Here is a 22,052-nt window from a genome sequence, read left to right on the forward strand (position 1 = left end):
GTCCCTTAAATCGAAATCGCGTGGGCGTGGTTGCCCAGGGCACGGACGACGCTGTAGACGGTCAACGCCGAGGTTTTCGGGTTGGCAAGCAGCGGTTTGCCACGCAGGCTCAGTTCGAACCCGCCAAAGGCGCCACGGGCTTCGAAGTGATGGACGTTCTCTTCGCTGAGCGGGTCGGCGATCAGGGTCACGTGGGTGCGATCCAGGCCGAGCCCGGCCAGCGACAAGGTCGCGGCGACGTTGGCGTTTTTCGGGTAGAGGCGGGCCGCTTCGCGGGCGCTGCCCTGAAAAATCACCGTGGCTTCGGTGAGGCTGTCCAGGTCAAAAGCCTGTTCAGCCGGGGTGTTTTTCCAGGCGCGCGCCGGTTTGCGTCCGGTGTAGTCGACCGAGTCCAGGCCGCCGACCTTGGCCGCCGACAAGGCGTCGATGCCGCCGATGGCGCCGGGCAGCAATTCGATGCGGGTCTGACCGCGTTCGGCGGCCGCTTCCAGACGCTCCACCAGGCCGACTTCGGACAGCGCGCCGACCGAGACGATCAGGCAGGCAATGCCACGCTCCAGGGCCGGCAATACATGTTCTTCGATGGCTTTGTGGCCGGCGCACTCGACCAGCAGGTCGGGGCGCGCGTCGGCCGGCAATGCCGTCAGCACTTGCGGCGGTTGCCTGAAGCTGGCCAGCCGTTGGCGTACAAGTTCCTCGGAACCGGCCGAGGCGATGACGTAGTCGACGCACAACTGCGGGTCTTTCTCCAGCAGTTCGAGCACGCCGACGCCAATGGCGCCGCAGCCGATCATGGTGATATGCAACATGGCGAAGTCCTCAGGCCGTGGCTTTTTGCGCTTTGGTTTCGCTGTTGGGCGGACCGGCGAACTGGGTGGCGAAGCTGCCGACGCTGAGCATGTCCACTTCCAGCAGGAACGGGCCGGGTTGCGCCAGCGCACCGTCGACGACCTTGCCGAAATCCTTGAGGTCGGTGACCAGGCCATGGCGCAGGTTCAGCGATTCGGCCAGCTTGGAGTAATCCGGTGTGTGCAGGTCGACGTAGCAATGGCGACTGCCGTACACCGCGTCCTGGATGTTGCGGATCACCCCGTAGCGCTGATCGTTCATCAGCAGGATCACCACGTTGGCGTTCTCTTGCACCAGCGTCGCCAACTCGCCGAGGTTGAGAATGAAGCCACCGTCACCGGCCAGGGCGAAGACCTTGCGTTCAGGCGCCGTTTCCGCTGCCGCAACGGCCGCGCCGATACCCATCGACAAACCCTGGCCAATGCCGCCGCCCAAGGCATGCACGCCGGCGCGTGGATGGAACAGTGTCAGCAGGCGGTTGCCCCAGATGCTGTTGGACAACGTGACATCGCGCACCCAGCTGAAATTGCGCCCGGTGAGCGCTTGCAACTGTTCGACCATGGCCGAGTACGGGCCCAGATCGGCGATCAGTTGCGTGCGGGACTTTTCACGCACTTGCTTGAGCTCGGCGAGGAACGTCGGGTCGATGTGCAAGCGACCTTCCAGGCGATCCGCCAGGCCTTCCAGCGCCAGCGCCGCATCACCGCAGATGAACAGTTCGCTGTTGTAGCTGCGGCCTTCGATGGCCGGGTTGGCGTCGATGCGCAGGGTATTGCGCGGCAGCTTCAGCGCGTATTTGAAGGTCTCGTTGCTGCGCAGGCGGGAACCGGCGATCAGCAGGGCGTCGCAGCTTTGCAGGAACTGCTCGACCAGTTTGTTTTGCGAAAACGCACCGAGGCAGCGTTCGTCATCTTCGTTGACCACACCGCGACCCTGGGTCGAGGTGATCACGCCAACGCCCATGTCCAGCAGGCGCTTGACTTGCGGGCCGGCATGCCGTGCGCCACCGCCGAGCCACAGCAGCGGGCGGCTGGCCGTCGCCAGGCGCTCGGCCACCAGGTCCAGCGCGTCCGGCGCGGGTACGGCAACCGGAACGGGCAGCGGCGACAGGTCGGTCGGCATCGGGATGAAAGTCGACTGGATGTCGATCGGGATTTCCACGCTGACCGGCCCGGTCGGCGCGGTCAAGGCGGTCTGCACGGCCAGCTTCAGGGTGCTGAGGGCGGTCTCGACGCTGCGCACGCGGAACGCGGCCTTCGACACCGCCTTGAGCATGGTCAGCTGATCGCGGGCTTCGTGGATGTAGGCGAATTCCTGGTCCAGGTACGGCGTTTCGATCTGCCCGGTGATGTGCAGCAGCGGCGTGCCGGCGGTCAGCGCCTCGACCATCGCCCCGGCGGCGTTACCGGCCGCGGTGCCGGTGGACGTCAGGCAAACGCCCAGGCCACCGGTGGTGCGGGCATAGGCGTCGGCCATGTTGGTCGCGCCGGCTTCACCGCGGGCCATGACGAAACGGATATTGCCGCGCACGGCGAACGCATCGAGGATCGGCATGTTATGGATCGAGATCACACCGAACGCGGCCTTGACATCGCATTGCTCGAGAAACGCGGTGATGACAGCGCCGACGGTGACAGTATTTTCATTACGCATGGCGGGACAGGCCTCCAGAAACATCGATATGGCTGCCTGTGGTGTAGGACGACAGAGGCGAAGCCAGAAACAGGATCGCGCGGGCCGCTTCAATCGGCAGGCCCAGGCGCCCCAAGGGAATGTGTTTGCGTTGTGCCAGCTGAGCGGTCCACTGGGACCAGTCCAGGTCCCGTTCTTCGCGGGCTTCGAAACGGCGGCGCCATTGCCCGGACTCGACCAGGCCAATGAGGATGCCGTTGACCCGAATGTCATCGACGGCAAATTCGGTGGCCATCGAACGCACCAGGTTCATCACCCCGGCGCGCGCGGCCGAGGTGGCGACCATGTGCGGTTCCGGCTGGCTGGCCAGCAGCGAATTGACGCAGACGATGGCGGCGTTCGCTTCACCTTGCAGTTGAGCCTTGAAGGCGCGAACCGGGTTGATCACCGAGAAAAACTTCAGGTTCAACTCTTCGGTCCAGGCGCTGTCGGTGGTTTCGGCGAAGGTCGACACACGACCTTGGCCGGCGTTGTTGATCAGCACGCTGGCCGGCCCTAAAGCGGCAAGGCTGGCGGCAGCAAAGGCGTTGACCGAGTCGGCGTCCAGGACGTTGCAGACCTGGGCCAGCATCCGCGCCTCAGGGAAGCGTTGACGTAATTTGTCTTCGGCACCGCGCAGGCGATCTTCGTCGCGGCCACAGAAGGCCACGGCCGCGCCGGCTTCGAGCAGCAGCTCGACACAGGCCAGGCCGATGCCCGATGAGCCACCGGTGACGATCGCAGTGCGGTCTTGCAGTTGATAGAGACTCATCTCAATCCCTCATCAGAGCCGTTACGCGGTTGTGGCCGTCGTGGCCAGTCGCGCTGTTGTAGTCGAGCAACCGCGACAGTTCGTCGGCGCTACGACGCACTTGCAGGAGCAATTCGTTGAAGTTGACGTGAGCGATCTGCGTGGTCGGGATCGTCACGCCCAGCGCCGCGACGATCTGCCCCGATTGATCGCGCACGGGTGCGGCCACCGAGGAAATCGCCGACTCGAAGAAGCCTTCACCGCTGACGAATCCGCGTTGCCGGTCGGCCTGGACCATGTCGAACAGCTCCATCACGGTCTTCGGCGTGCAAGGCGAGAACTGTTCCAGATGATCTTCCGGGTACAGCTCGCGTAACTCCGCCAGCGACAGGTCTTCGAGCAGGATGCGCCCAAGGACCGTGGCGTGGGCAGGCAGGCGGGTACCGACATTCACCGCGCTGGAGAACACCGACGGCGGCGAGACCTTGGCCACGTAGACGATCGAGCGGCCGTCGCGCACCACCAGATTGCTCGGGTAGTTGAGGCGGTCGCACAAGCGGGCCAGCAGCGGCTGACCGAGCTCGGTCAGTTCCAGTGAGGCGAGGTACTCGAAGCCCAGGCGCAGCACCGACATGCCGAGGCGGTATTCGTTGCCGCTGCGGGTCACGAAGCCCATGGTTTCCAGGGTCGTCAGCAGGCGAAAGATCGTCGAGCGCGGCAGTGACAGGCGCCGGGCCAGTTCCGGTGCGGTCAGCGTGCGATTGCGCCGGCTGAATTCGCACAGCAGCAGCAGGCCGCGCTCCAGGCCCGGCACGATGTATTTGTCCTGAGCGTCCTTCAGCAGATCTGAATCGTTCATAGCGATGCACCTGTCAGGGATTCTTTGATGGCGAAGGCCAGGCGGCCCGCCACCACACAAGGTTGTTCGATGGGACTGGCGTGTCCGGCATCGTTGATAAGCGCGAAGGTGCCGCCCAGGGACTTGGCCAGGATCCGGCAGCTTTCGGCCGTGGTGATGCCGTCGGCTTCGCCGCAATGCACTTCGCAAGGCATGGACAGCGGTGCATGGCGCAACAGGTCGTCGCCGCACAGCAGTTCTATGGCCTGGCGATAACCCTCGGGATTGAGTCGCGCCATGTTCCACCGCACCCAGGCCAGTGCCTGAGGGCTGGCAGCAGGCGAGAGCATGTAGGGGCTGCGCTGCTCGGCCATCTGCTGAAGGCCCAACTGTTCCAGCGCGTGCAGGCGTTTGTTGCGCACTTGCTGGCGCTGCTCGGAGCGCGATGGATGGCCGTAGCCCTGGGCCGGGCTGATCAATACCAGGCGGCTGACGCGCTGTTGTTGCACGCCGCTGGCGAAAGCGACGGCGGTCATTGCCCCAAGGGAATGCCCCACCAGCACGCAGCGCTGGATGCCCAGTGCATCGAGCATCTGCAGCAGCCGTTCGGCATAGTCCGACGCATCGGGAGCCAGGGCCCTGAGCGGCGTGGAGTCGCCGTAGCCGGGCGCATCCCAGGCAATCACCCGGGCTTTGCTGCCAAGTTCCTGCGCCACCTGCAACCACGACGCCGAACCCGAGCCGATCCCGTGCAACAACACAACGGCTGGCCCGCTTCCACATTCGCGAAAGGCCTGGCGTGCACCCGCGAGCTCCAGCGTGCGCTGGGGAAAGTTGCGGGCCAATCGGGCCTGGAGATCGGCGGTGAGTGGCGAAGCAAGATTATCGATGGCGTGCGACATGGGCTTATCCGCGCTTGATCGAGGCCAGGGGGTGTTCTGGCGGGTAGGTCGGGGTCAGTGGTTTTTTCGCGCCGAGCATCACGCACATCAACGCGTCTTCATCGCCGATGTTGATCTCTTCGCGGTACACGCCGGGTGGTACGGAAATCACGTCGCGGTCGGTGAGGATGGTTTCGAAACGCTCGCCGTCCTTCTCGATTACCACCTTGAGTTTGCCGCGCAGCACGAAGAACACTTCCTCAACGTCGGTGTGCAAATGCGGCGGGCCTTCGTGACCGGCCGGAATCACCATGGTCGAAAACGTGAAGTTCTCCGACGGGATGGTGTTCATGTCCGCGGTCACGCCGGTGCCACCGGTGCCGATGTAGCGCATTTGCGCGCGGCGGAATTTCGGGTCGTAGTCGGCCTGGAATTTCAAGGCGTTCCAGTCGTACTTGCGCGTTTCGTAGCGGGCGATACGGGTGTTCATCCAGCTTTCAAGGTCGCTGCCGGCCGGCTGTTCCCAGCTTTTCGGGGTGCTTTGCTGTGCGGATAAATCGGTCATGGCTATCTCCTGATCAAGGCATGACGAACCCGCCGTTGACCGGCAGGGTTTGTCCAGTGATGAAGCGGGCGAGGTCGGACAGCGCGAACAGCACGGCGCCGCTGACGTCTTCGGGAAGTTGTGGGCGCTGGATGGCCCGTTGATCGTTGTACAAACGGTGGCGCGCCTCAGGCACATAGGCCGTGGCCTCGACCAGCACCAGGCCGGGCGCGATGGCGTTGACCGTGATGTTGTCGGTCCCCAGTTCGCGGGCCAGGCTGCGGGTCATGGCGATGATTGCGCCCTTGCTCGCGACATACGCCAGCAGGTTCGGCGCACCCCACAGCGGGGTGTCGGACGCCAGGTTGACGATGGCGCCCTGGCCACTGGCGCGCAGGGCTGGCAGGCAGGCCTTGGTCATCAACCAGGTGCCGCGCACGTTGACCTGCATCACCTGGTCCCAGGTGTCCAGGCTCAGCTCTTCGCAAGTCTTGCCGCCGGAGTTGGTGATCGAGGCGTTGTTCACCAGACCGTCGAGCCCACCGAGCAAACGGGTGGTCTCAGCGATGCAGGCGTCAATTGATTCCGGTTGCGCCAGGTCGACCGTCACGCCATGCACATTCAGGCCTTCAGCCACCAGTTCGGCGGCCGATTGCTGCACACGTTCGGCGAGAATGTCGGCGATGACCACCTGGGCACCGGCGCGGCCGATGGCCTGGGCAAAGGCATAACCCAATCCGCGGGCGCCACCGGTGACCAGCACGCGGCGGCCTTCGAGCAAGCGATTGAAGGTCGTCATCATTGAGTGCTCAACATGGCTTTGGGCATGTAGTGCAGGACCCGTTTTTCAGTCCATACCACCGCGCCGTAAGCGAGTACACCGATCAGCGTGAGCATGACGATGGCGACGAACACACCCGCGGTATTGCCCTGGCCTTCGGCATCGACCAGCAGGAAGCCCAGGCCCTGGTTACCGCCGACCAGTTCACCGACGGTGACACCGATGACGGCCAGGGTCGAAGCGATGCGCAGGCCGGAGAACAGCGCGGCCATGGCCGAGGGAAACTCCACCAGGCGAAAGATCTGCCAGCGACTGGCGTTCATGGTCCGCACCAGGTTGATCATGTCCGGGTCTACCGTGCGGATGGCCGACAGTACGTTGATCATCACCGGGAAGAACACGATCAGGATGGCGATCAGGATCTTCGGGTAGATGGTGTAGCCCAGCCACATGACGAACAGCGGGGCAAAGGCGACTTTCGGGGCGATCTGCAGCGCCAGGATGTACGGCGAGAGCATGGCCTCAGCGGCGGGCGAAAGGCCCAGCGATACACCGATCACCACGCCGAGCAGGGCACCGAGGCCAAAGCCGACAATGATTTCGAATGCGGTGATCAGCGTGTGTTGCAACAGGCCGCCTGTGTGCCACATCACCAGGCTTTCCTGGGCCACGCGGCTCAGTTGCGGCATGACGAATTCGGGCATGCCAAGCAATCCCGGGCCCCACTGCCAGAGCACCAAAAACAGGACCAGCAGGCCGACGCTGCCGAGCATGGAGTTATTGAGGTTTTTCATCGTGTCGTTACCTTGTTGTCACTGGCCGTCATTGCGCGGCTGTTTGGGTGTCGATGAACTGGTTGGTGTACAGGTCGTCGAGCTTCGGCTCCTGGGTGACGATGCCTTCGCTGACATAGAACTGGCGGACCGCTTCGAGTCGCGCCGGATCGATGCGGCCCAGTACGGTCTGGTTGGCATAGACATGCTCGACGTAGAGCTTGAAGATTTTCTCCAGCGAATCCTCCTTGCCGGCATAGGCAGGAACGGCCTTGGCAAAGGTTTCTGCGGCAGCGCGTGGGTCCGCAATGATGTCGCGCATGCCCTGCAGCGTTGCCTGGACCGCGCCGCGCACGATATCCGGGTGATGCTGGATGGCATCGTCGGAGGCGAGGATCGACTGGGCCATGCTTTCGAAAATCTGTGATTGCGGTATCAGCTTGATCTTCAATCCCGCTTCTTCGGCGTTGACCACCCAATCCGGCACACCGGCCATCGCTTCGGCCTTGTTGGCCGAGAACAATTGCCAGACACCTGCCGGGCCGGCGGCCTGGATATCCACATCGTTTTTGCTCAGGCCGGCTTTACGCAGCGAGGCGAGCAGGGCGTAGTAGGTGGTGTCCGAGTAGGACATCACCGTCATGGTCTTGCCCTTCAGATCGCTGATCGAGTTGATGTTCTGCGCCGCATTGGTGGCAATCATGGTCACGCCGCCGGCACCCAGCACCGCGACCGCGCGCACCGGAATCCCGTTGGCCCGCACCACGATCGGGGTATCGCCGAGGGCGCCGCCGAGCATCGCGTTACCGGCACCGATCTGTTTCGCGACATCCACGCCGCCCTTGGCCGCGATGAACTTCATGTTCAGGTTCTGGGCGGTGTAGTAACCCTTTTGCTGGGCAATGATCCACGGGGCGAACGCCGGCAGGTTGGGGGGGGCCGGCAACAAATAGGTGACGTCGGTAGACTGCGCCTGGGCGACGAAAGCCAGGCCCAGGCCGAGCGTTATGCCGGTGACCTGGCTGAAGCGTTGAAACAGGGACTTGAACATGCGTACTCCTCAATCGGTTGCTGGCCACACAGGCAGGATCAATGCAGTTCGGTGTTTTCGCTGACTTGCAGCAACTCCATCAGGCGACCGACCAGCGGGCCGATCTCCGGCAGCTTGCGGCGCTCCAGCGGGTTGTCGCGAAACGGCAGGTCGATGTTGATTTCTTCAATGATGGTGCCGGGGCGGGCGCTCATGACCAGCAGCCGGTCCGACATGGCGATGCCTTCGATCAGGTCATGGGTGATGAACAGCGCGGTCTTCTTTTCATCGAACAGCATTCGCGCCATGTCCTGTTGCAGGATCATCTTGGTCTGCGCATCCAGCGCCGAGAACGGCTCGTCGAGGAACAGCACTTGCGGGTCGATGGCCAGGGTGCGGGCCAGGGCCGCGCGCTGACGCATACCGCCCGACAGCTGGAACGGGTAGTGGTCGGCGAAACCTTGCAGGTGGCAGCGAACCAGCAGATCTTCAGCCACGGCCTGACGTTTGGCGGCCGCCACGCCTTGTATTTCCAGGCCCAGTTCCACGTTGCGGCGAATACTGCGCCACGGCATCAACAGGTCTTTTTGCAGCATGAAGGCGACCTGACGGACCGGGCCGGTGACCGCTTCACCGCCGACGAACACTTCGCCTTCGGAAGGGCGGTAGAGGCCGGAACCCATATTCAGGATGGTGCTCTTGCCGCAACCGGAAGGGCCGATGATCGACACCACTTCACCACGGCGAATCTTGAAGTTGACCCCGCGAATGGCGAACGGCGCTTCGGACTTTCCCTTGGCCGGGAAACATTTACCGACATTGCGAAATTCAATTTCAGTGGGCTCCAGATCTTCCTTGGGAGCGGGTTTGTTCCATTGAGGGGCGACGGCGTACATCTCTTTCACAGCCATTGGGAAGGGTCTCTGGTCTGTTTTATAGGTGATACGGCGTTTAGTGCATGAACAATGCCAGAGATTGACCAAGTCGTTTTTATGTTTAAAAAACGTTTAAAAACAATGGCATAGGAAATATTTAGAAATTTATAGGCGTTTCATATATGAAACGTAGTTTCTTATATGGCACGAAATTGCACATCGATTGTGCGAGGCCTGGCGATTTGCGAGGAGGCGGTGCTTTTTTAAGTAACGCCGAGGGTGGGAAAACAACGAATTTGTTTTAAATGTGAAACAAAGTTCTGCGAAACGAAAAACGGGCCCAATCAGGCGCCCGTTTTTTGCTGCAACGACTCAACTGGCCGAATGGTTGGATCTAGTGCCTCAAAGGCCTGAAGAATGCCCTGATCTCTTCAGCAAGGATTTCGGGCTGCTCCAGCGCTGCGAAATGACCGCCACGCGCCATAGGCTCCCAACGGTGGACATCGAATACGCGCTCGACCCAGCTGCGGGGTGGCATGGGCAGCTCTTTGGGAAACAACGCCACACCCAACGGAGTCTCCACCCGCTCGTTGGCTTGGAAAACCAGCGGATTCAGTCGATTTTCCTTGTATAGCCTCAAGGTTGCTTGAATGCTCCCGCTGAACCAGTAAAGCGCTATGTCGCTGAGGAGAGTGTCAAACGGCACCACTTGTTCAAGATCGCCGGAATGATCTACCCACGAGTGGAATTTTTCGACAATCCACGCAGCAAGGCCCGCTGGCGAGTCTGCAAGCGCGAAAGCCAGGGTTTGAGGTTTCGTACCGTGCAAAGCAGCGTAAGCCCCTTCGGTCGCCGCGAATTGGCTGCTTCGATTCAGAAAATCCTGTTCTTCTTCGCTCACCCCGTCCTCGGCCCCGCCTAGCGGTGGCCTGAAACTACCCGGGATGTAATTGAGATGGGCGCCTATCAAGTTGGGGCCGTAGTTACGTGCGAGCCACATTGATACACCCGCACCGATATCGCCTCCCTGAGCGCCAAATCGATCGTAGCCCAGCTCTCCCATCAACGCTGCCCACAGTCCGGCGATTTGCCTGGAGCTGAAACCCGCTTTGGTCGGAGCAGGAGAGCAACCGTAGCCGGGTAGAGAGGGCACCACTACATCAAAGGCGTCTGAAGCATCGCCCCCGTATTTCGCAGGATCGGTCAGAAGCGCAAGCAACCGCTCCATCTCAAGGAAGGAGCCCGGCCAGCCGTGGGTAATGATAAGTGGCATAGCCTTGGGCCCAATCCCCCGCTGGTGCAGAAAATGAATCTGCTCGCCGTCAATTTCCGCCATGAACTGTGGCAACCGGTTGATTCGCTGCTCATGAATGCGCCAATCAAACTGGTTGCGCCAATAATCCAGGAGGCGCGCAAGAAAATTTGCGCTGGTTCCGTCATCCCAACTGTCCGCTGCCAAGGTGTCTGGAAAGCGTGAAGCGCGCAGGCGTCGATCGAGGTCGTCGAGCTGCTCAGGGGTAATGGCAAGCGTGAAAGGGCGGATCGACATGACGATTCTCTGTGTGAGGGGACTGGGGACGCCCTCATCGTCAGATCACTTTAACGGCTCGGCCAATGAACTGCACCGGTCCTGTGGGTTTGCCGGTCTGCGATCCATTGGGATTCTCCAGCGTCAATTCAAAGAGCTGGTTGGGTTCCAGCGGTGGTAATTTATCCAGCGGGATTGAGAGCGTCTGCCCGGGTTTGACCAATCCAAGGGACACCGGTCCTTGCCAACCGTCCGCCTTGGTCCAGAACTCAAGTGCCTTGTCGGTCGGGACTTGCGCTACTCCCAAGGGTATCAGTTGGATTTCCTTCGGGTTGCTGGCTTGAATCACCCAGCCGGGTGCCTGGTTCTGCGGAGCGACCAGAACGACGAGGTAGGTAGTCGGATTCACCGGCGCAGTTCGTGTCAGCATGACTGTTGCGAGTACAAGCGTTGCGACAAGACCCGCTCCCGCGAGCCCGCGCCATAGTGCTAGCAGGTTCCACCAGGAGGTTGGCTGCGCGGCGGCCATCACGCGTGGTGCTGGCTGTTCATTGCTACTCAAGCTGCGCTCGATTCGCCCCCAGAGCTGCGGAGTAGGGGGTTGCGGTTCAGCCAGTTCGGTCAACGCAAACAAACGCTGTTCCCACGCATCGACAGCCGCTCGCAAATCGCCGTCCTCAGCGAGACGCCTTTGTACCTCGATGCGTTGCTCGGCCGGCAACGTGCCCAACACGTACTCACTCGCCAGTTCGTCAATATTGTCGGGGGTGTCTCCTTCCGGGCTTGAGGTCATCCCATGCACTCCCGCAATGCCGCCAGACTGCGCTTGATCCAGGCTTTGACGGTTCCCAGCGGGGCGCCCAGCTTGTGTGATATTTCCGAATGCGAATAGCCGTCTACGTACGCATGAAGTATGCAGTTGCGCCGCACCGGCTCCAGTTGCTCAAGGCACAGATAAATCCGTCCTGAACGGGCTCGACAATCGAAGGGGGCCGCAGTCTCTGACGATGTCTCGATAGACGCTGAAGCGTGCAGTGCCATTTCGCTGTGTTCGCTAACTTGAACCTCCCGGGCATTATCGCGCATGAAGTTGAGCGCCAAATGCCGCGTGACGCTGAAGATCCAGCCACGCGCAGTGCCGCGTGCCGGATCGAAACTGGCGGCACGGGTCCATATCCTGATATAGGCATCGTGCACGATGTCTTCGGCCAAGACGTTATCGCGAGCGATTCGCCTGGCGACCCCCAGAAGGCGAGCACTTTCCTGCTGATACAAGTCCCGCAAGGCTTGCCGCTCACCCCGGGCGCAAGCGATCAGGCAGGCTTCATAGTCAAAACAGGGCTCTGGTAAGGACAAGGTTTTCAGCCGCCAGCGGGAGGTCAATACCCCAGCCATAGGGCTGGGGTTCCATCGGAGCAGAGTAGACGAGTTTTGCTGACAACCGGTTCTGAGTCCTCGGTCTAGTTGGCGGCCCAGAAAATATAGTCGGCCTGATATTTGACTACCTCGCGTTTGCCCTTGTTTGCGGCGGTGCATTCGGTCTTGGGCGCTACGCCCCCTTTGGCAGCCACTCGCTGAATGTAGCTGACGCCGTTCATCGCACCTTTGCCTTCAGCAGGGTTGGCCTTGACCAACTGGTAAGGAAGGTCGCCGGTACCTGAGGGGGCAACAGCCAGTTGCGTCCCGGTGATTTTGGAGCCGTCCTTGGCTTGCCAGGTGGCAGGCGGTCCGAAGTAAGTGCCGACCGGTTTGCCACTGCGATCATTGAGCACCGCTTTAGGTCCGACAAAAAACCATTCAGTCTGGCCGGCGGCGTTAGCCTTGTCGCGACACTCATACGTGATTTCGCCCACGCCGACCGTCTCCAGCGCGACCTTATGCCCGTCCGGGACCTTGATGCTGTCGGGCAGATCTGTTTGCGCATAGGCAGCTGGCACTGTGACCAACAAGCAGGTGGCAGTGAGCGTGGTGCTGACAATGCCCAGCAATCGTTTAGCGTTCATGCACATCTCTCCAGAAAGGTAATCGGTTCAGCAGCTGTGGCTACTACCTGTACTACCCGCTGGAGGACGAACTGGATGCAGCTGATTGAAAAAAATCTGAACGGGATGGGTGAGGTCCAATTCGAGCGACAGCCTGACCGGGCACTTGGCTGTACGGTTGCTCAATTGATGCCCGGACCGTTTGTCCCTCGCGTTGCACTGGAGTGCTCAGGGTTACTCCAAAGAAAACCCACCGCCTTGAAGGATAGGCTGCGCATGAGCATCTGGTTGACAAGCCTCGAGTCTTTTCGCAACAGGATCGCAGCCGATACTCCGGTACCCAGCTGCGGTGCCACGTCTTGCGTCTGTGCCAGCTTCGGGCTTGCGCTTCTGCTAATGGCACTTCGTAAATCTGATACCCGCCACCTGGAAGACCAGCGAGAAAAAAACATCCATGAGGTGGAGCAACTGATGGACGTCATGAAGGCCCACGCCGACAATGATGTTCGAGCGTTCAGTGCCTATATCGAAGAGCCCTTGTCCGACGCTCAGGGTCACAGTCAGCAGCGAACCCTGGAAGTGACCCTGGGTGCACTCGCTGCTGCGAGAGGCTGCCTTCAAGGTATCGAACTGGCACAGTGCGGCTTACCCTGCGTCAAGCCATCCTTGCAATGCGATGTGGTCGCCGCCGTGCTGATCCTGCACGCAAGCCTCTCGGCGCTCTTGCTCAATGTCGATTCGGACGTTGATCAGATCGTGCCGTCGGCCAGGAGAGCTGAACTGGCACAAGACCGCCGCGACCTTCAGCAAAAAGCCGATGAAGCGCTGGCTCGCGCCTGGCATCAGGACAAAACGTTTGTGCAGAGGTGATCATCATGCACTTGATCGAGGTCTTCCTACCGCTCAACACCAACGATGGCGCACCGCAGCCGGTCGAGCTCTTGCGCCATGTACGCGAGCACCTGACCGACCAGTTCGGAGGCGTGACGGCGTTCATCCGCAATCCAGCGAAAGGTATTTCGTTGCAGGAAGGCAACGAAAGATCAGAGGACGACATCATCATCTATGAGGTGATGGTGGAAGCGGTTGACCGGCTTTGGTGGCAAAGTTACAAGCGTGACCTTGAAGAGCGATTTCAACAGGAAGAAATCTTGATTCGTGCCACTGCTGTGAATCTCATTCGGTGACCCTCAGCAGCCCACCCCAAAATGCGGTGCATTCGGCAGAAATTCGATGGGCTGATCTTGAAGGCCGGATGCAGTGTTGTCCGTGCAGATAAGTGAGGTAGGGTGCAGGTGCCAGAGAAACACGGGGGATATCCAGTGGTTACGTCAATGGGCGTACTTGCAATACGCCAGATCTCAGCGCTGCCTTCAGAAGTCCTGGTGCTGGAAGCGGAGGCAGTGACAGAAGGGTTCAGGTTTCTTACGCGTTTGGTTGCAGATTGGAAAAACGGGTCCAATCGATTCAATCAGCCAGGTGAATGCCTTCTTGGTGCCTTCCGCGACGGGCAACTGATTGCTATCGGCGGCCTTTCATATGATCCATATGCTGGACCGGACATCGGTAGGCTACGCAGGGTATACGTCGCGCGCGTATCGAGGGGCCAGAATGTGGGGAAAGCGCTGGTGCAGCAGCTTCTGGCATATGCGGCTGGGCGATTTCGGGTCGTGCGCCTGTCCACGGATACACCCGAGGGAGCCGCATTTTATCTTCGCTGCGGGTTCCAACAGATCCACAATGATTTTGCTACTCATGAGAAATCGATAGTAGATGAAACTTAACCGCGTTATCCAAGGTGGAAAGCGCGGCTAGAGCACTTTGCTTCACGAAAGCCTCGACCACTCGTTGTGCTTATCGTAAGTATAGGTATTCCTTAATTTTTTTTGATTTCGTGCTTGACGCCCCAGCAGTAAAAAACGTTTAATTGCGCCGCGGCCCAGATAGCTCAGTCGGTAGAGCAGGGGATTGAAAATCCCCGTGTCGGCGGTTCGATTCCGTCTCTGGGCACCACCTTTCGTTTCAGGTGATGCCAAGCACACCTGAAAGCACACAAAAAACCCGCCCAGTGCGGGTTTTTTGTTATCCAGGGTTCCCCCACCGCTCCCTTGTAAACCCAAACAGTTTGTCTTGCCCTGAGATAGGTTTACACCTAGTACAGTCTCGAATGCCAGGCGCTGTCTTGATAGTGGGTAGGCCAAGGGGGGGAAGCCATGACAACGCACACACTAACCATTAACGACCTGCAGTTGAACGTTTCGATCCGCGGTCAAGGCTCGCCGCTGCTCTTGCTCAACGGCCTGGGTGGTTTGATCCGTACCTTCGATCCCCTGCGCGCTGAACTGGTGGACTACAGGACCATTACGCTGGACGTGCCCGGGGTCGGCAAATCGCAAATGCCCCGCTGGCCGATGCGTCTGCCACGCCATGCCGACCTCATCGCCGAGATGCTCAAGCAATTGGGAATCGACCAGGTCGATGTGTTCGGCGTGAGTTGGGGCGGTGCGCTGGCGCAAGAATTCGCCCTGCGTTACCCAAGCAGGGTGCGCCGGCTGATCCTCGCGGCGACCTCGGCCGGCCCGGCGATGCTGGTGAAGCCCGCCGACATCCTGGAGTTTTTTGCCAGCAGCAAAAGCGCCAAACTGCGCAAGCAGGCAGGCTCGCGCCATTCGATACAGACGCTGCTGCGCTTCGGTGTGGGCAAGGGCATGCTCACGGTCGACCCGCGAACCTATTACCACCAGCTCACCGCCCTGGTCGGCTGGACCAGCCTGCTGCGGCTGTTCCGTCTGCGCCAGCGCACGCTGATCCTCACCGGCGAACGCGACACCCTGGTGCGGCCGTACAATGCGCACATCCTGCACCGCGCCATTCACCGTGCCGAACTGCAAGTCCTGCAGGGCGAGGGGCATTTTTTCGTGGTGACCAGCGCCAGGCAAACCGCTGAAGCGACGCGCGAATTCCTCTGCCAGCGGCATGGCGATGAATAGAAAACGGTATAAAAGGGCCCTTCAAGCGCCCGTTTTCATTTACTCCGCCGCCTGCGCCCGCAAGCGCCGCCCAATCACATCCATCAAGTCACAACCATCGCGCAACGGAATCGCCAGCAGCTTGGAAAAGTCCGACAACACCACCGTGTCGCAACCGATCTCGGCGCGAAAGGCGATGTTCTCCAGTACCTGCGTCACCGTGCGAATGCGGTAATCCGCCATGGCTTGCAGAACGTCGAGCGGGGCTTGGGTGTCGATGAGCAGGGAGGCCGGGATCAGGTCGATTCCGGTGAGGGGCATGTATCTTTCCATAGGTGAACGCTCCGATCAGTGCAAAGGTTGACTGTCCCTCATTCGTCGCCAAACAAATGGGTGACAGCTGTACGCAGGTTGGCGAACCGGGATCGGAATCCGGCAGACCCGAAGGTCTCCCGCGCACAACTGCCATAAAGACAGCTTTGCGAACGTGCAAAAGCACCTGCAAGAAAGCACAGAGCTTTTGCACCCGATCAGTCAGGTCGCCAAACCTGAGTCGCCATTTGGGCGACGGGCGGACTATAAGCTTCATCGGATCGATGGGCAAGGTGAGGCATTCCGAGCTTTATGTAGGACCTGTGATGATGAATTCTCAGACCTTTCCCATCACTGCGCTGGAAATCCAAACACAGACCTGAGATGGTCATCGCCCGTTGGTTTCAGCCACCGAAGCTATCCTCATTCAACACGCCAGCCGTCGAGATGGACCTCAACCCAATGCAAACCCCAGCCCAACCGCAACATGCCCTCTGGAAAACTTACCTGCTATTCCTCGCCCCCATGGTGCTGTCCAATTTCCTGCAGTCCATGTCCGGCACCGTCAACAGCATCTACATTGGCCAGATGCTCGGCACCCAGGCCCTGGCGGCCGTGTCCGGCATGTTCCCCATCGTGTTCTTTTTCATCGCCCTGGTCATCGGCCTCGGCGCGGGGGCGGGTGTGTTGATCGGGCAAGCCTGGGGGGCGCGGGAGACGCATTTGGTGAAGGCCATTGCCGGGTCGACGTTGTTGTTGGGGTTGTTGATCGGGTTGGTGGCGGCGGTGGTGGGGAGTGTGTTTGCGCGGTCGTCGTTGGTGGGGTTGGGGACGCCGGGGGATGTGCTGGACGATGCGGTGGCGTATGCCCATGTGATGTTGTGGTTCATGCCGACGCTGTTGGTGTTTGTGTTGTTCACGCAGTTGCTGCGCGGGGTGAGTGATACGTTGTCGCCGTTGTTGGCGCTGGTGGTGTCGACCTGTATCGGCCTGGCGCTGACGCCGGCATTGATTCGCGGGTGGTTGGGGTTGCCGCCGATGGGGATTCAGAGCGCGGCGTTTGCCGGGTTGGCGGGCAACCTGGCGGCGATGGGGTGGCTGGCGTGGCGCTTGATTCGCAAAGGCCATCCGTTGGCGCCGGACCGGGCGTTTTTTGCGGCGATGAAGCTGGACATGGCGATCCTCGGCAAGGTGTTGCGCATCGGCTTGCCCACCGGGTTGCAGATGGTGGTGTTGTCGTTGTCGGAGCTGGTGATCCTGGCGCTGGTGAACCAGCACGGTTCCCAGGCGACAGCAGCGTATGGGGCGGTGACGCAGATCGTGAACTATGTGCAGTTCCCGGCGTTGTCGATCGCGATCACGGCGTCGATCCTCGGTGCGCAGGCGATCGGGGCAGGGCGCATTGAGCGGATCGGGCCGATCCTGCGCACGGGGTTGATGATCAACGTGTGCCTCACTGGTGGGCTGGTGGTGTTGGGGTATTTGCTGTCGCACTGGTTGCTGGGGTCGTTCCTCACCGAAGACGCAACGCGCAGCATGGCCGAGCACTTGCTGCACATCATGCTCTGGAGCCTGTTGGTGTTCGGCTTCCAGGCGATCATCGGCGGCATCATGCGCGCCAGCGGCACGGTGATGGTGCCGGTGGCGATTTCGATTGTGTGCGTAGTGGGCGTGCAGTTGCCGGTGGCGTATTTGCTGGATGCGCGGTTTGGGCTGCAAGGGGTGTGGATGGCGTTTCCGGTGGCGTATCTGGGGATGCTGGCGTTGCAGACGCTGTATTACAAGCTGGTGTGGCAGCATCAGAAGATTGAGCGGTTGGTGTAGGAGGGTGGGCGCCAAGATCGCAGCCTTCGGCAGCTCCTACAGGGGAACGCATTCACCAGCGATCAGGCCGGCCGGTAGGCCGCGTTGGCTTTTGCTTTGATTTTCTTGCCACCTCTCGCCCTGAGCCTGTCCGTCAAAGTCAACACCTATGGGCGATTGTTGTCGGAGTACATATCCATTGCTGCGGTAACGACCACTTATGGTTTCGCCCTTACGGCGACTCACTTTTCCAAACGCCGGAGTGCCGGCCCAGCGAAAAGTAAGCAAAAGGCTTTGCCCCACCACTCGGTGCCTCGCTAGGGCTCGGCATGCCGTAACGAAGGCATTGCTCCGTGAGTCGCCGCGCTGGGCAATGCCTGCGTTCGGCCATCGTGGTTAACGGGGCACCCAGATAAAAAGCCAAAGCGAGGCGGCCTGACAGCCGACCTGACTTTTGTAGATAGACTTTTGTAGATATCCCCAATTCCCTGTCCCCAATTCCCTGTGGGAGCCAGCCTGCTGGCGATGGGCCTCAACGATAACGCGCCCTGTCTGGATGAACGCGTTGCCTGGAAGTCCATCGCCAGCAGGCTGGCTCCCACAATGGGATCGCGGACAGACCTGCAATCAGGTCGGCTTTAAGGCCGCCTCGCTTTGGCTTTTGATCTTGATCTGGCTTTTGATTTTCTTGCCCCATCGCGGCGACCCACGGAGCAGGACCGGAGCGAGGGCATGCCGAGCCTTAGCGAGGCACCGAACGCCAGGGGCAAGAGCCCTTGGTTACTTGGGGCTTTTCCAAGTGACTCGCTGTAAGAGCGAAACCGCCAGACGCCGTTACCGCAGGAATGGATATACACCCAATACAGCTATGACTTTTCTGCACAACGCACCGGCTTTTATGAGCATTTTTAATTCATTTTTGCATGCATATACTGGACTCAAGCACCGGTCATGATCCGGGCCAGACCCAACAAAAACAAACAAGGGCATCCACCGTGAAGACATCCATGCTTGCCATCGTCTCCCCGCTCTCAGGTACCCGCACGCGTCACGTACGCATTGCCCCCCGCAGCGAAGCGCCCCTCGCCGCCTGACCATCCCGTACCCGTTACCGCGCCGATCGCCCCCGCGATCGATGGAGACTCCAATGAACAGCAACTGCCAACCCTTCATCAAAGCTCGCGATTTCCTGCTGGCCCACCGTACCGACTACGCCACTGCCACGCGGGACTTCCGCTGGCCGCAACTGAACGAATTCAACTGGGCACTGGATTACTTCGATGCCATGGCCGAGGGCAACCAGGCCAACGCCCTGTGGATCGTCGAAGAAGACGGCAGCGAACAGCGCTACAGCTTCCAGCAACTGGCCGCGCGCTCCAACCAGGTGGCCAACCACCTGCGCGCCCTTGGCGTGCGCCGTGGTGAGCGCATCCTGCTGATGCTCGGCAACGACGTCGCCCTGTGGGAAACCATGCTGGCCGCCTTCAAGCTCGGCGCCGTGGTCATCCCCGCCACCGCCCTGCTCACCCCTGAAGACTTGCGTGATCGCATCGAGCGTGGCCACGTGCGCCACCTGGTGGTCGGTGCCGCCCATGTCGACAAGTTCGACGGCCTGGGTGAAGGCTGCACGCGCATCTGCGTCGGCCCGGCCCCCGCCGGCTGGACGCCGCACAGCGCCGCCAGCGAGCATTCCGAGCAGTTCGACAGCGAGGGCCAGACGCTGGCCACCGACCCGATGCTGCTGTACTTCACCTCTGGCACCACCTCCAAGCCGAAGATGGTGCTGCACAGCCACCAGAGCTACCCGGTCGGCCACCTGTCGACCATGTACTGGATCGGCCTGCAACCGGGTGACCTGCACTTGAACATCTCGTCCCCGGGCTGGGCCAAGCACGCCTGGAGTTGCCTCTTCGCCCCCTGGAACGCCGGTGCCTGCATCTTCATCCACAATGTCGCGCGCTTCAGCGCCCCTGCCCTGCTGGGCGCCCTGGAGCGCTACGGCGTCACCAGCCTGTGCGCCCCGCCCACGGTCTGGCGCATGCTGATCCAGGAGGACCTGGCCAGTTATAAGGACCGCCTGCGCCTGCGCGAACTGGTGGGCGCCGGTGAGCCGCTCAACCCGGAGATCATCGAGCAGATCCTGCACGCCTGGAACTTGCCGCTGCGAGACGGCTTCGGCCAGTCGGAAACCACCGCCCTGGTCGGCAACACGCCCGGCCAACTGCTCAAACCCGGCTCCATGGGTCGTCCGCTGCCGGGCTACCGGGTGACCATGCTCGACCCCGACGGCGTACCCGGCAATGAAGGCGAAGTCGCCCTGCCGCTGGACGTGCGTCCACTCGGCCTGATGTTGTGCTACGAGGACAGCCCGGAAAAAACCGCCGAGGTGATGCGCGACGGTTACTACCGCACCGGCGACACCGCGCAGATCGACGATGAAGGCTACATCACCTTTGTCGGCCGCGCCGACGACGTGTTCAAGGCCTCCGACTACCGCATCAGCCCCTTCGAGCTGGAAAGCGCGCTGATCGAGCACCCGGCGGTGATGGAATGCGCCGTGGTCCCCAGCCCCGACCCGCTGCGTCTGGCCGTGCCCAAGGCCTTCCTGATCCTGGCCCATGACGAACCCGGCAGCGCCGAACTCGCCGGCAATATCCTCGCCTTCGCCCGCGAGCACCTGGCGCCGTACAAGCGGGTGCGACGCATCGAATTCGTCACCGAGTTGCCCAAGACCATCTCCGGGAAAATCCGCCGGGTGGAACTGCGGCAGATGGAAACTCAGCGTCGTCAGGGCGACACGCGCGGTCCTCAAGAGTACTTCGAAGAAGACTTCCCACAGCTCAAGGGCTGAACCCGGGCCGGTGCGCCGGCCCTCCTGAATTCACATCCGACCACTCGGCCGACCCGGCCGAGGGGCCTCACTCGACTCAAAGAAAGCAGACAGGACCCGAAAATGACCTCATCCAGCGTTCCAACCGTCAAGCTTCTCATCAACGGCGAATTCGTCGAATCGCGCAGCACCGAGTGGCGCAACGTGGTCAACCCGGCCACCCAGGAAGTCCTCGCTCGCGTGCCCTTTGCTACCGCCGATGAAATGGATGCCGCCGTGGCCAGCGCCAAGGAAGCGTTCAAGACCTGGCGCAAGACGCCGATCGGCGCCCGCTCGCGGATCTTCTTCAAGTACCAGCAGCTGATCCGCGAGAACATCAAGGAACTGGCCGCCCTGCTCACCGCCGAACAGGGCAAGACCCTGCCAGACGCCGAAGGTGATGTGTTCCGCGGCCTGGAAGTGGTCGAGCACGCCACCTCCATCGGTAACCTGCAAATGGGCGAGTTGGCCAACAACGTCGCCAACGGCGTCGACACCTACACCTTGATGCAGCCGCTGGGCGTGTGCGCCGGCATCACCCCGTTCAACTTCCCGGCGATGATCCCGCTGTGGATGTTCCCGATGGCCATCGCCACCGGCAACACCTTCGTCCTCAAGCCGTCCGAGCAAGACCCCCTGGTAACCATGCGCCTGGTTGAACTGGCGCTGGAGGCCGGTGTACCCAAGGGCGTGCTCAACGTCATCCACGGCGGCGTCGATGCGGTGAACCTGATCTGTGACCACCCGGACATCAAGGCCGTGTCCTTCGTGGGGTCGACCAAGGTCGGCACCCATGTCTACAACCGCGCCACCCAGAACGGCAAACGCGCACAGTGCATGATGGGCGCGAAGAACCACGCCATCGTCCTGCCCGATGCCAACAAGCAGCAGACCTTGAACAACCTGCTGGGCGCCTCCTTCGGCGCCGCTGGCCAACGCTGCATGGCCCTACCGGTGGTGATCCTGGTGGGTGAAGCGCAGACCTGGCTGCCGGACCTGATCGAGCGCACCAAAACCCTCAAGATCAATGGCGGCACCGAACCTGGCACCGACATCGGCCCGGTGATTTCCTGCGCGGCCCTGGATCGCGTCAACAGCCTGATCGCCAGCGGCATCGAAGAAGGCGCCAGGCTCGAACTGGATGGCCGCAACCCGAGCGTGCCGGGCTACCAGGACGGCAATTTCGTCGGCCCGACCATCTTCTCCAACGTCACCGCGCAAATGTCCGTGTACCGCGAAGAAATCTTCGGCCCGGTGCTGTGCGTCATGCAGGCCGCCAGCCTGAGCGAGGCGATCGAGATCATCAACGCCAACCCCAATGGCAACGGTACCGCCCTGTTCACCCGTTCCGGCGCGGCGGCCCGTCACTTCCAGGAAGAAATCGACGTCGGCCAGGTGGGCATCAACGTGCCGATCCCGGTACCGGTCCCGCTGTTCTCCTTCTCCGGTTCGCGCGCCTCCAAGCTCGGCGACCTCGGCCCTTACGGCAAGCAAGTGGTGACCTTCTACACCCAGACCAAGACGATCACCCAGCGCTGGTTCGACGAGGACGAGGTGGTTGGCGCGGTGAACACCACGATCACCCTCAAATGACCT

Annotated in this window: 22 protein-coding genes and 1 tRNA gene; 8 read left to right on the top strand and 15 right to left on the bottom strand. The window is 61.1% G+C overall.

What is annotated here, in order from left to right; genetic code table 11:
• Positions 1-5 precede the first annotated feature (5 nt).
• The 14 genes from PMI35_RS30020 to PMI35_RS29955 form a co-directional block, all read right to left on the bottom strand.
• Positions 6-809: an aspartate dehydrogenase gene (locus PMI35_RS30020; protein ID WP_008054899.1), complete on the bottom strand. Its 804-nt coding sequence runs from the start codon at positions 807-809 to the stop codon at positions 6-8.
• Between the two features lie 10 nt (positions 810-819).
• On the bottom strand, positions 820-2,502 hold the full coding sequence (locus tag PMI35_RS30015; RefSeq protein WP_008054901.1) for a thiamine pyrophosphate-binding protein: 1,683 nt from the start codon (positions 2,500-2,502) through the stop codon (positions 820-822).
• A complete protein-coding gene (locus tag PMI35_RS30010; RefSeq protein WP_008054903.1) occupies positions 2,495-3,292 on the bottom strand; it encodes an SDR family oxidoreductase in 798 nt (265 codons plus the stop codon). The genes PMI35_RS30015 and PMI35_RS30010 overlap by 8 nt, the downstream gene beginning before the upstream one ends.
• Before the next feature lies 1 nt (position 3,293).
• Entirely contained in the window at positions 3,294-4,130 is an 837-nt protein-coding gene (locus tag PMI35_RS30005) for an IclR family transcriptional regulator (protein ID WP_008054905.1), read from the bottom strand.
• Positions 4,127-5,011, bottom strand: coding sequence for an alpha/beta fold hydrolase (locus PMI35_RS30000; RefSeq protein ID WP_008054908.1), 885 nt, complete (start codon positions 5,009-5,011; stop codon positions 4,127-4,129). Before PMI35_RS30000 ends, PMI35_RS30005 begins: the two co-directional genes overlap by 4 nt.
• 4 nt (positions 5,012-5,015) lie before the next feature.
• Positions 5,016-5,555: a cupin domain-containing protein gene (locus tag PMI35_RS29995; RefSeq protein WP_008054909.1), complete on the bottom strand. Its 540-nt coding sequence runs from the start codon at positions 5,553-5,555 to the stop codon at positions 5,016-5,018.
• A gap of 13 nt (positions 5,556-5,568) precedes the next feature.
• Positions 5,569-6,336 (bottom strand): SDR family oxidoreductase, encoded by a 768-nt coding sequence (locus tag PMI35_RS29990; RefSeq protein WP_008054910.1) that lies wholly within the window; start codon positions 6,334-6,336, stop codon positions 5,569-5,571.
• On the bottom strand, positions 6,333-7,109 hold the full coding sequence (locus tag PMI35_RS29985) for an ABC transporter permease (protein WP_008054913.1): 777 nt from the start codon (positions 7,107-7,109) through the stop codon (positions 6,333-6,335). The genes PMI35_RS29990 and PMI35_RS29985 overlap by 4 nt, the downstream gene beginning before the upstream one ends.
• A gap of 28 nt (positions 7,110-7,137) precedes the next feature.
• Entirely contained in the window at positions 7,138-8,139 is a 1,002-nt protein-coding gene (locus tag PMI35_RS29980) for an ABC transporter substrate-binding protein (protein ID WP_008054915.1), read from the bottom strand.
• Positions 8,140-8,177: 38 nt separating this feature from the next.
• Positions 8,178-9,014 (bottom strand): ABC transporter ATP-binding protein, encoded by an 837-nt coding sequence (locus tag PMI35_RS29975; protein ID WP_050562593.1) that lies wholly within the window; start codon positions 9,012-9,014, stop codon positions 8,178-8,180.
• A gap of 373 nt (positions 9,015-9,387) precedes the next feature.
• Positions 9,388-10,542, bottom strand: coding sequence for an epoxide hydrolase family protein (locus PMI35_RS29970; protein ID WP_008054918.1), 1,155 nt, complete (start codon positions 10,540-10,542; stop codon positions 9,388-9,390).
• 40 nt (positions 10,543-10,582) lie between these two features.
• Positions 10,583-11,314: an anti-sigma factor gene (locus PMI35_RS29965; RefSeq protein ID WP_008054920.1), complete on the bottom strand. Its 732-nt coding sequence runs from the start codon at positions 11,312-11,314 to the stop codon at positions 10,583-10,585.
• The gene (locus PMI35_RS29960) at positions 11,311-11,877 is read right to left on the bottom strand and encodes a sigma-70 family RNA polymerase sigma factor (protein ID WP_032831290.1); all 567 of its coding nucleotides are present in this window, start codon (positions 11,875-11,877) and stop codon (positions 11,311-11,313) included. The genes PMI35_RS29965 and PMI35_RS29960 overlap by 4 nt, the downstream gene beginning before the upstream one ends.
• Before the next feature lie 104 nt (positions 11,878-11,981).
• Complete coding sequence (locus PMI35_RS29955) at positions 11,982-12,524, bottom strand: DUF3455 domain-containing protein (RefSeq protein WP_008054923.1); 543 nt, start codon at positions 12,522-12,524, stop codon at positions 11,982-11,984.
• 75 nt (positions 12,525-12,599) lie between these two features.
• Here PMI35_RS29955 and PMI35_RS0132155 point away from each other — a divergent pair, with 75 nt between their 5' ends.
• The 5 genes from PMI35_RS0132155 to PMI35_RS29940 all read left to right on the top strand — a co-directional run bounded on the left by PMI35_RS0132155 (position 12,600) and on the right by PMI35_RS29940 (position 15,493).
• Positions 12,600-13,373, top strand: a complete 774-nt coding sequence (locus PMI35_RS0132155) for a cyclodeaminase/cyclohydrolase family protein (RefSeq protein ID WP_032831280.1) — start codon at positions 12,600-12,602, stop codon at positions 13,371-13,373.
• A gap of 5 nt (positions 13,374-13,378) precedes the next feature.
• Positions 13,379-13,690, top strand: a complete 312-nt coding sequence (locus PMI35_RS29950; RefSeq protein WP_008054926.1) for a hypothetical protein — start codon at positions 13,379-13,381, stop codon at positions 13,688-13,690.
• Between the two features lie 147 nt (positions 13,691-13,837).
• The gene (locus PMI35_RS0132160) at positions 13,838-14,287 is read left to right on the top strand and encodes a GNAT family N-acetyltransferase (protein WP_086935995.1); all 450 of its coding nucleotides are present in this window, start codon (positions 13,838-13,840) and stop codon (positions 14,285-14,287) included.
• A 153-nt stretch (positions 14,288-14,440) separates the two neighbouring features.
• A tRNA-Phe gene (locus PMI35_RS29945) sits at positions 14,441-14,516 on the top strand.
• 200 nt (positions 14,517-14,716) lie between these two features.
• The gene (locus PMI35_RS29940; RefSeq protein WP_008054928.1) at positions 14,717-15,493 is read left to right on the top strand and encodes an alpha/beta fold hydrolase; all 777 of its coding nucleotides are present in this window, start codon (positions 14,717-14,719) and stop codon (positions 15,491-15,493) included.
• Positions 15,494-15,532: 39 nt separating this feature from the next.
• Here the strand turns inward: PMI35_RS29940 and PMI35_RS29935 are convergent, their stop codons facing one another.
• Positions 15,533-15,805: a hypothetical protein gene (locus PMI35_RS29935; protein WP_008054930.1), complete on the bottom strand. Its 273-nt coding sequence runs from the start codon at positions 15,803-15,805 to the stop codon at positions 15,533-15,535.
• A gap of 441 nt (positions 15,806-16,246) precedes the next feature.
• Between PMI35_RS29935 and PMI35_RS29930 the strand changes: the two genes are divergently transcribed.
• The 3 genes from PMI35_RS29930 to PMI35_RS29920 all read left to right on the top strand — a co-directional run bounded on the left by PMI35_RS29930 (position 16,247) and on the right by PMI35_RS29920 (position 22,049).
• A complete protein-coding gene (locus PMI35_RS29930) occupies positions 16,247-17,608 on the top strand; it encodes an MATE family efflux transporter (protein WP_008054931.1) in 1,362 nt (453 codons plus the stop codon).
• A 1,126-nt stretch (positions 17,609-18,734) separates the two neighbouring features.
• Entirely contained in the window at positions 18,735-20,438 is a 1,704-nt protein-coding gene (locus PMI35_RS29925; protein WP_008054933.1) for an AMP-binding protein, read from the top strand.
• A gap of 102 nt (positions 20,439-20,540) precedes the next feature.
• Positions 20,541-22,049, top strand: a complete 1,509-nt coding sequence (locus tag PMI35_RS29920; RefSeq protein WP_008054935.1) for a CoA-acylating methylmalonate-semialdehyde dehydrogenase — start codon at positions 20,541-20,543, stop codon at positions 22,047-22,049.
• Positions 22,050-22,052 lie beyond the last annotated feature (3 nt).

It is taken from the genome of Pseudomonas sp. GM78, assembly GCF_000282475.1.
GTDB lineage: Bacteria > Pseudomonadota > Gammaproteobacteria > Pseudomonadales > Pseudomonadaceae > Aquipseudomonas.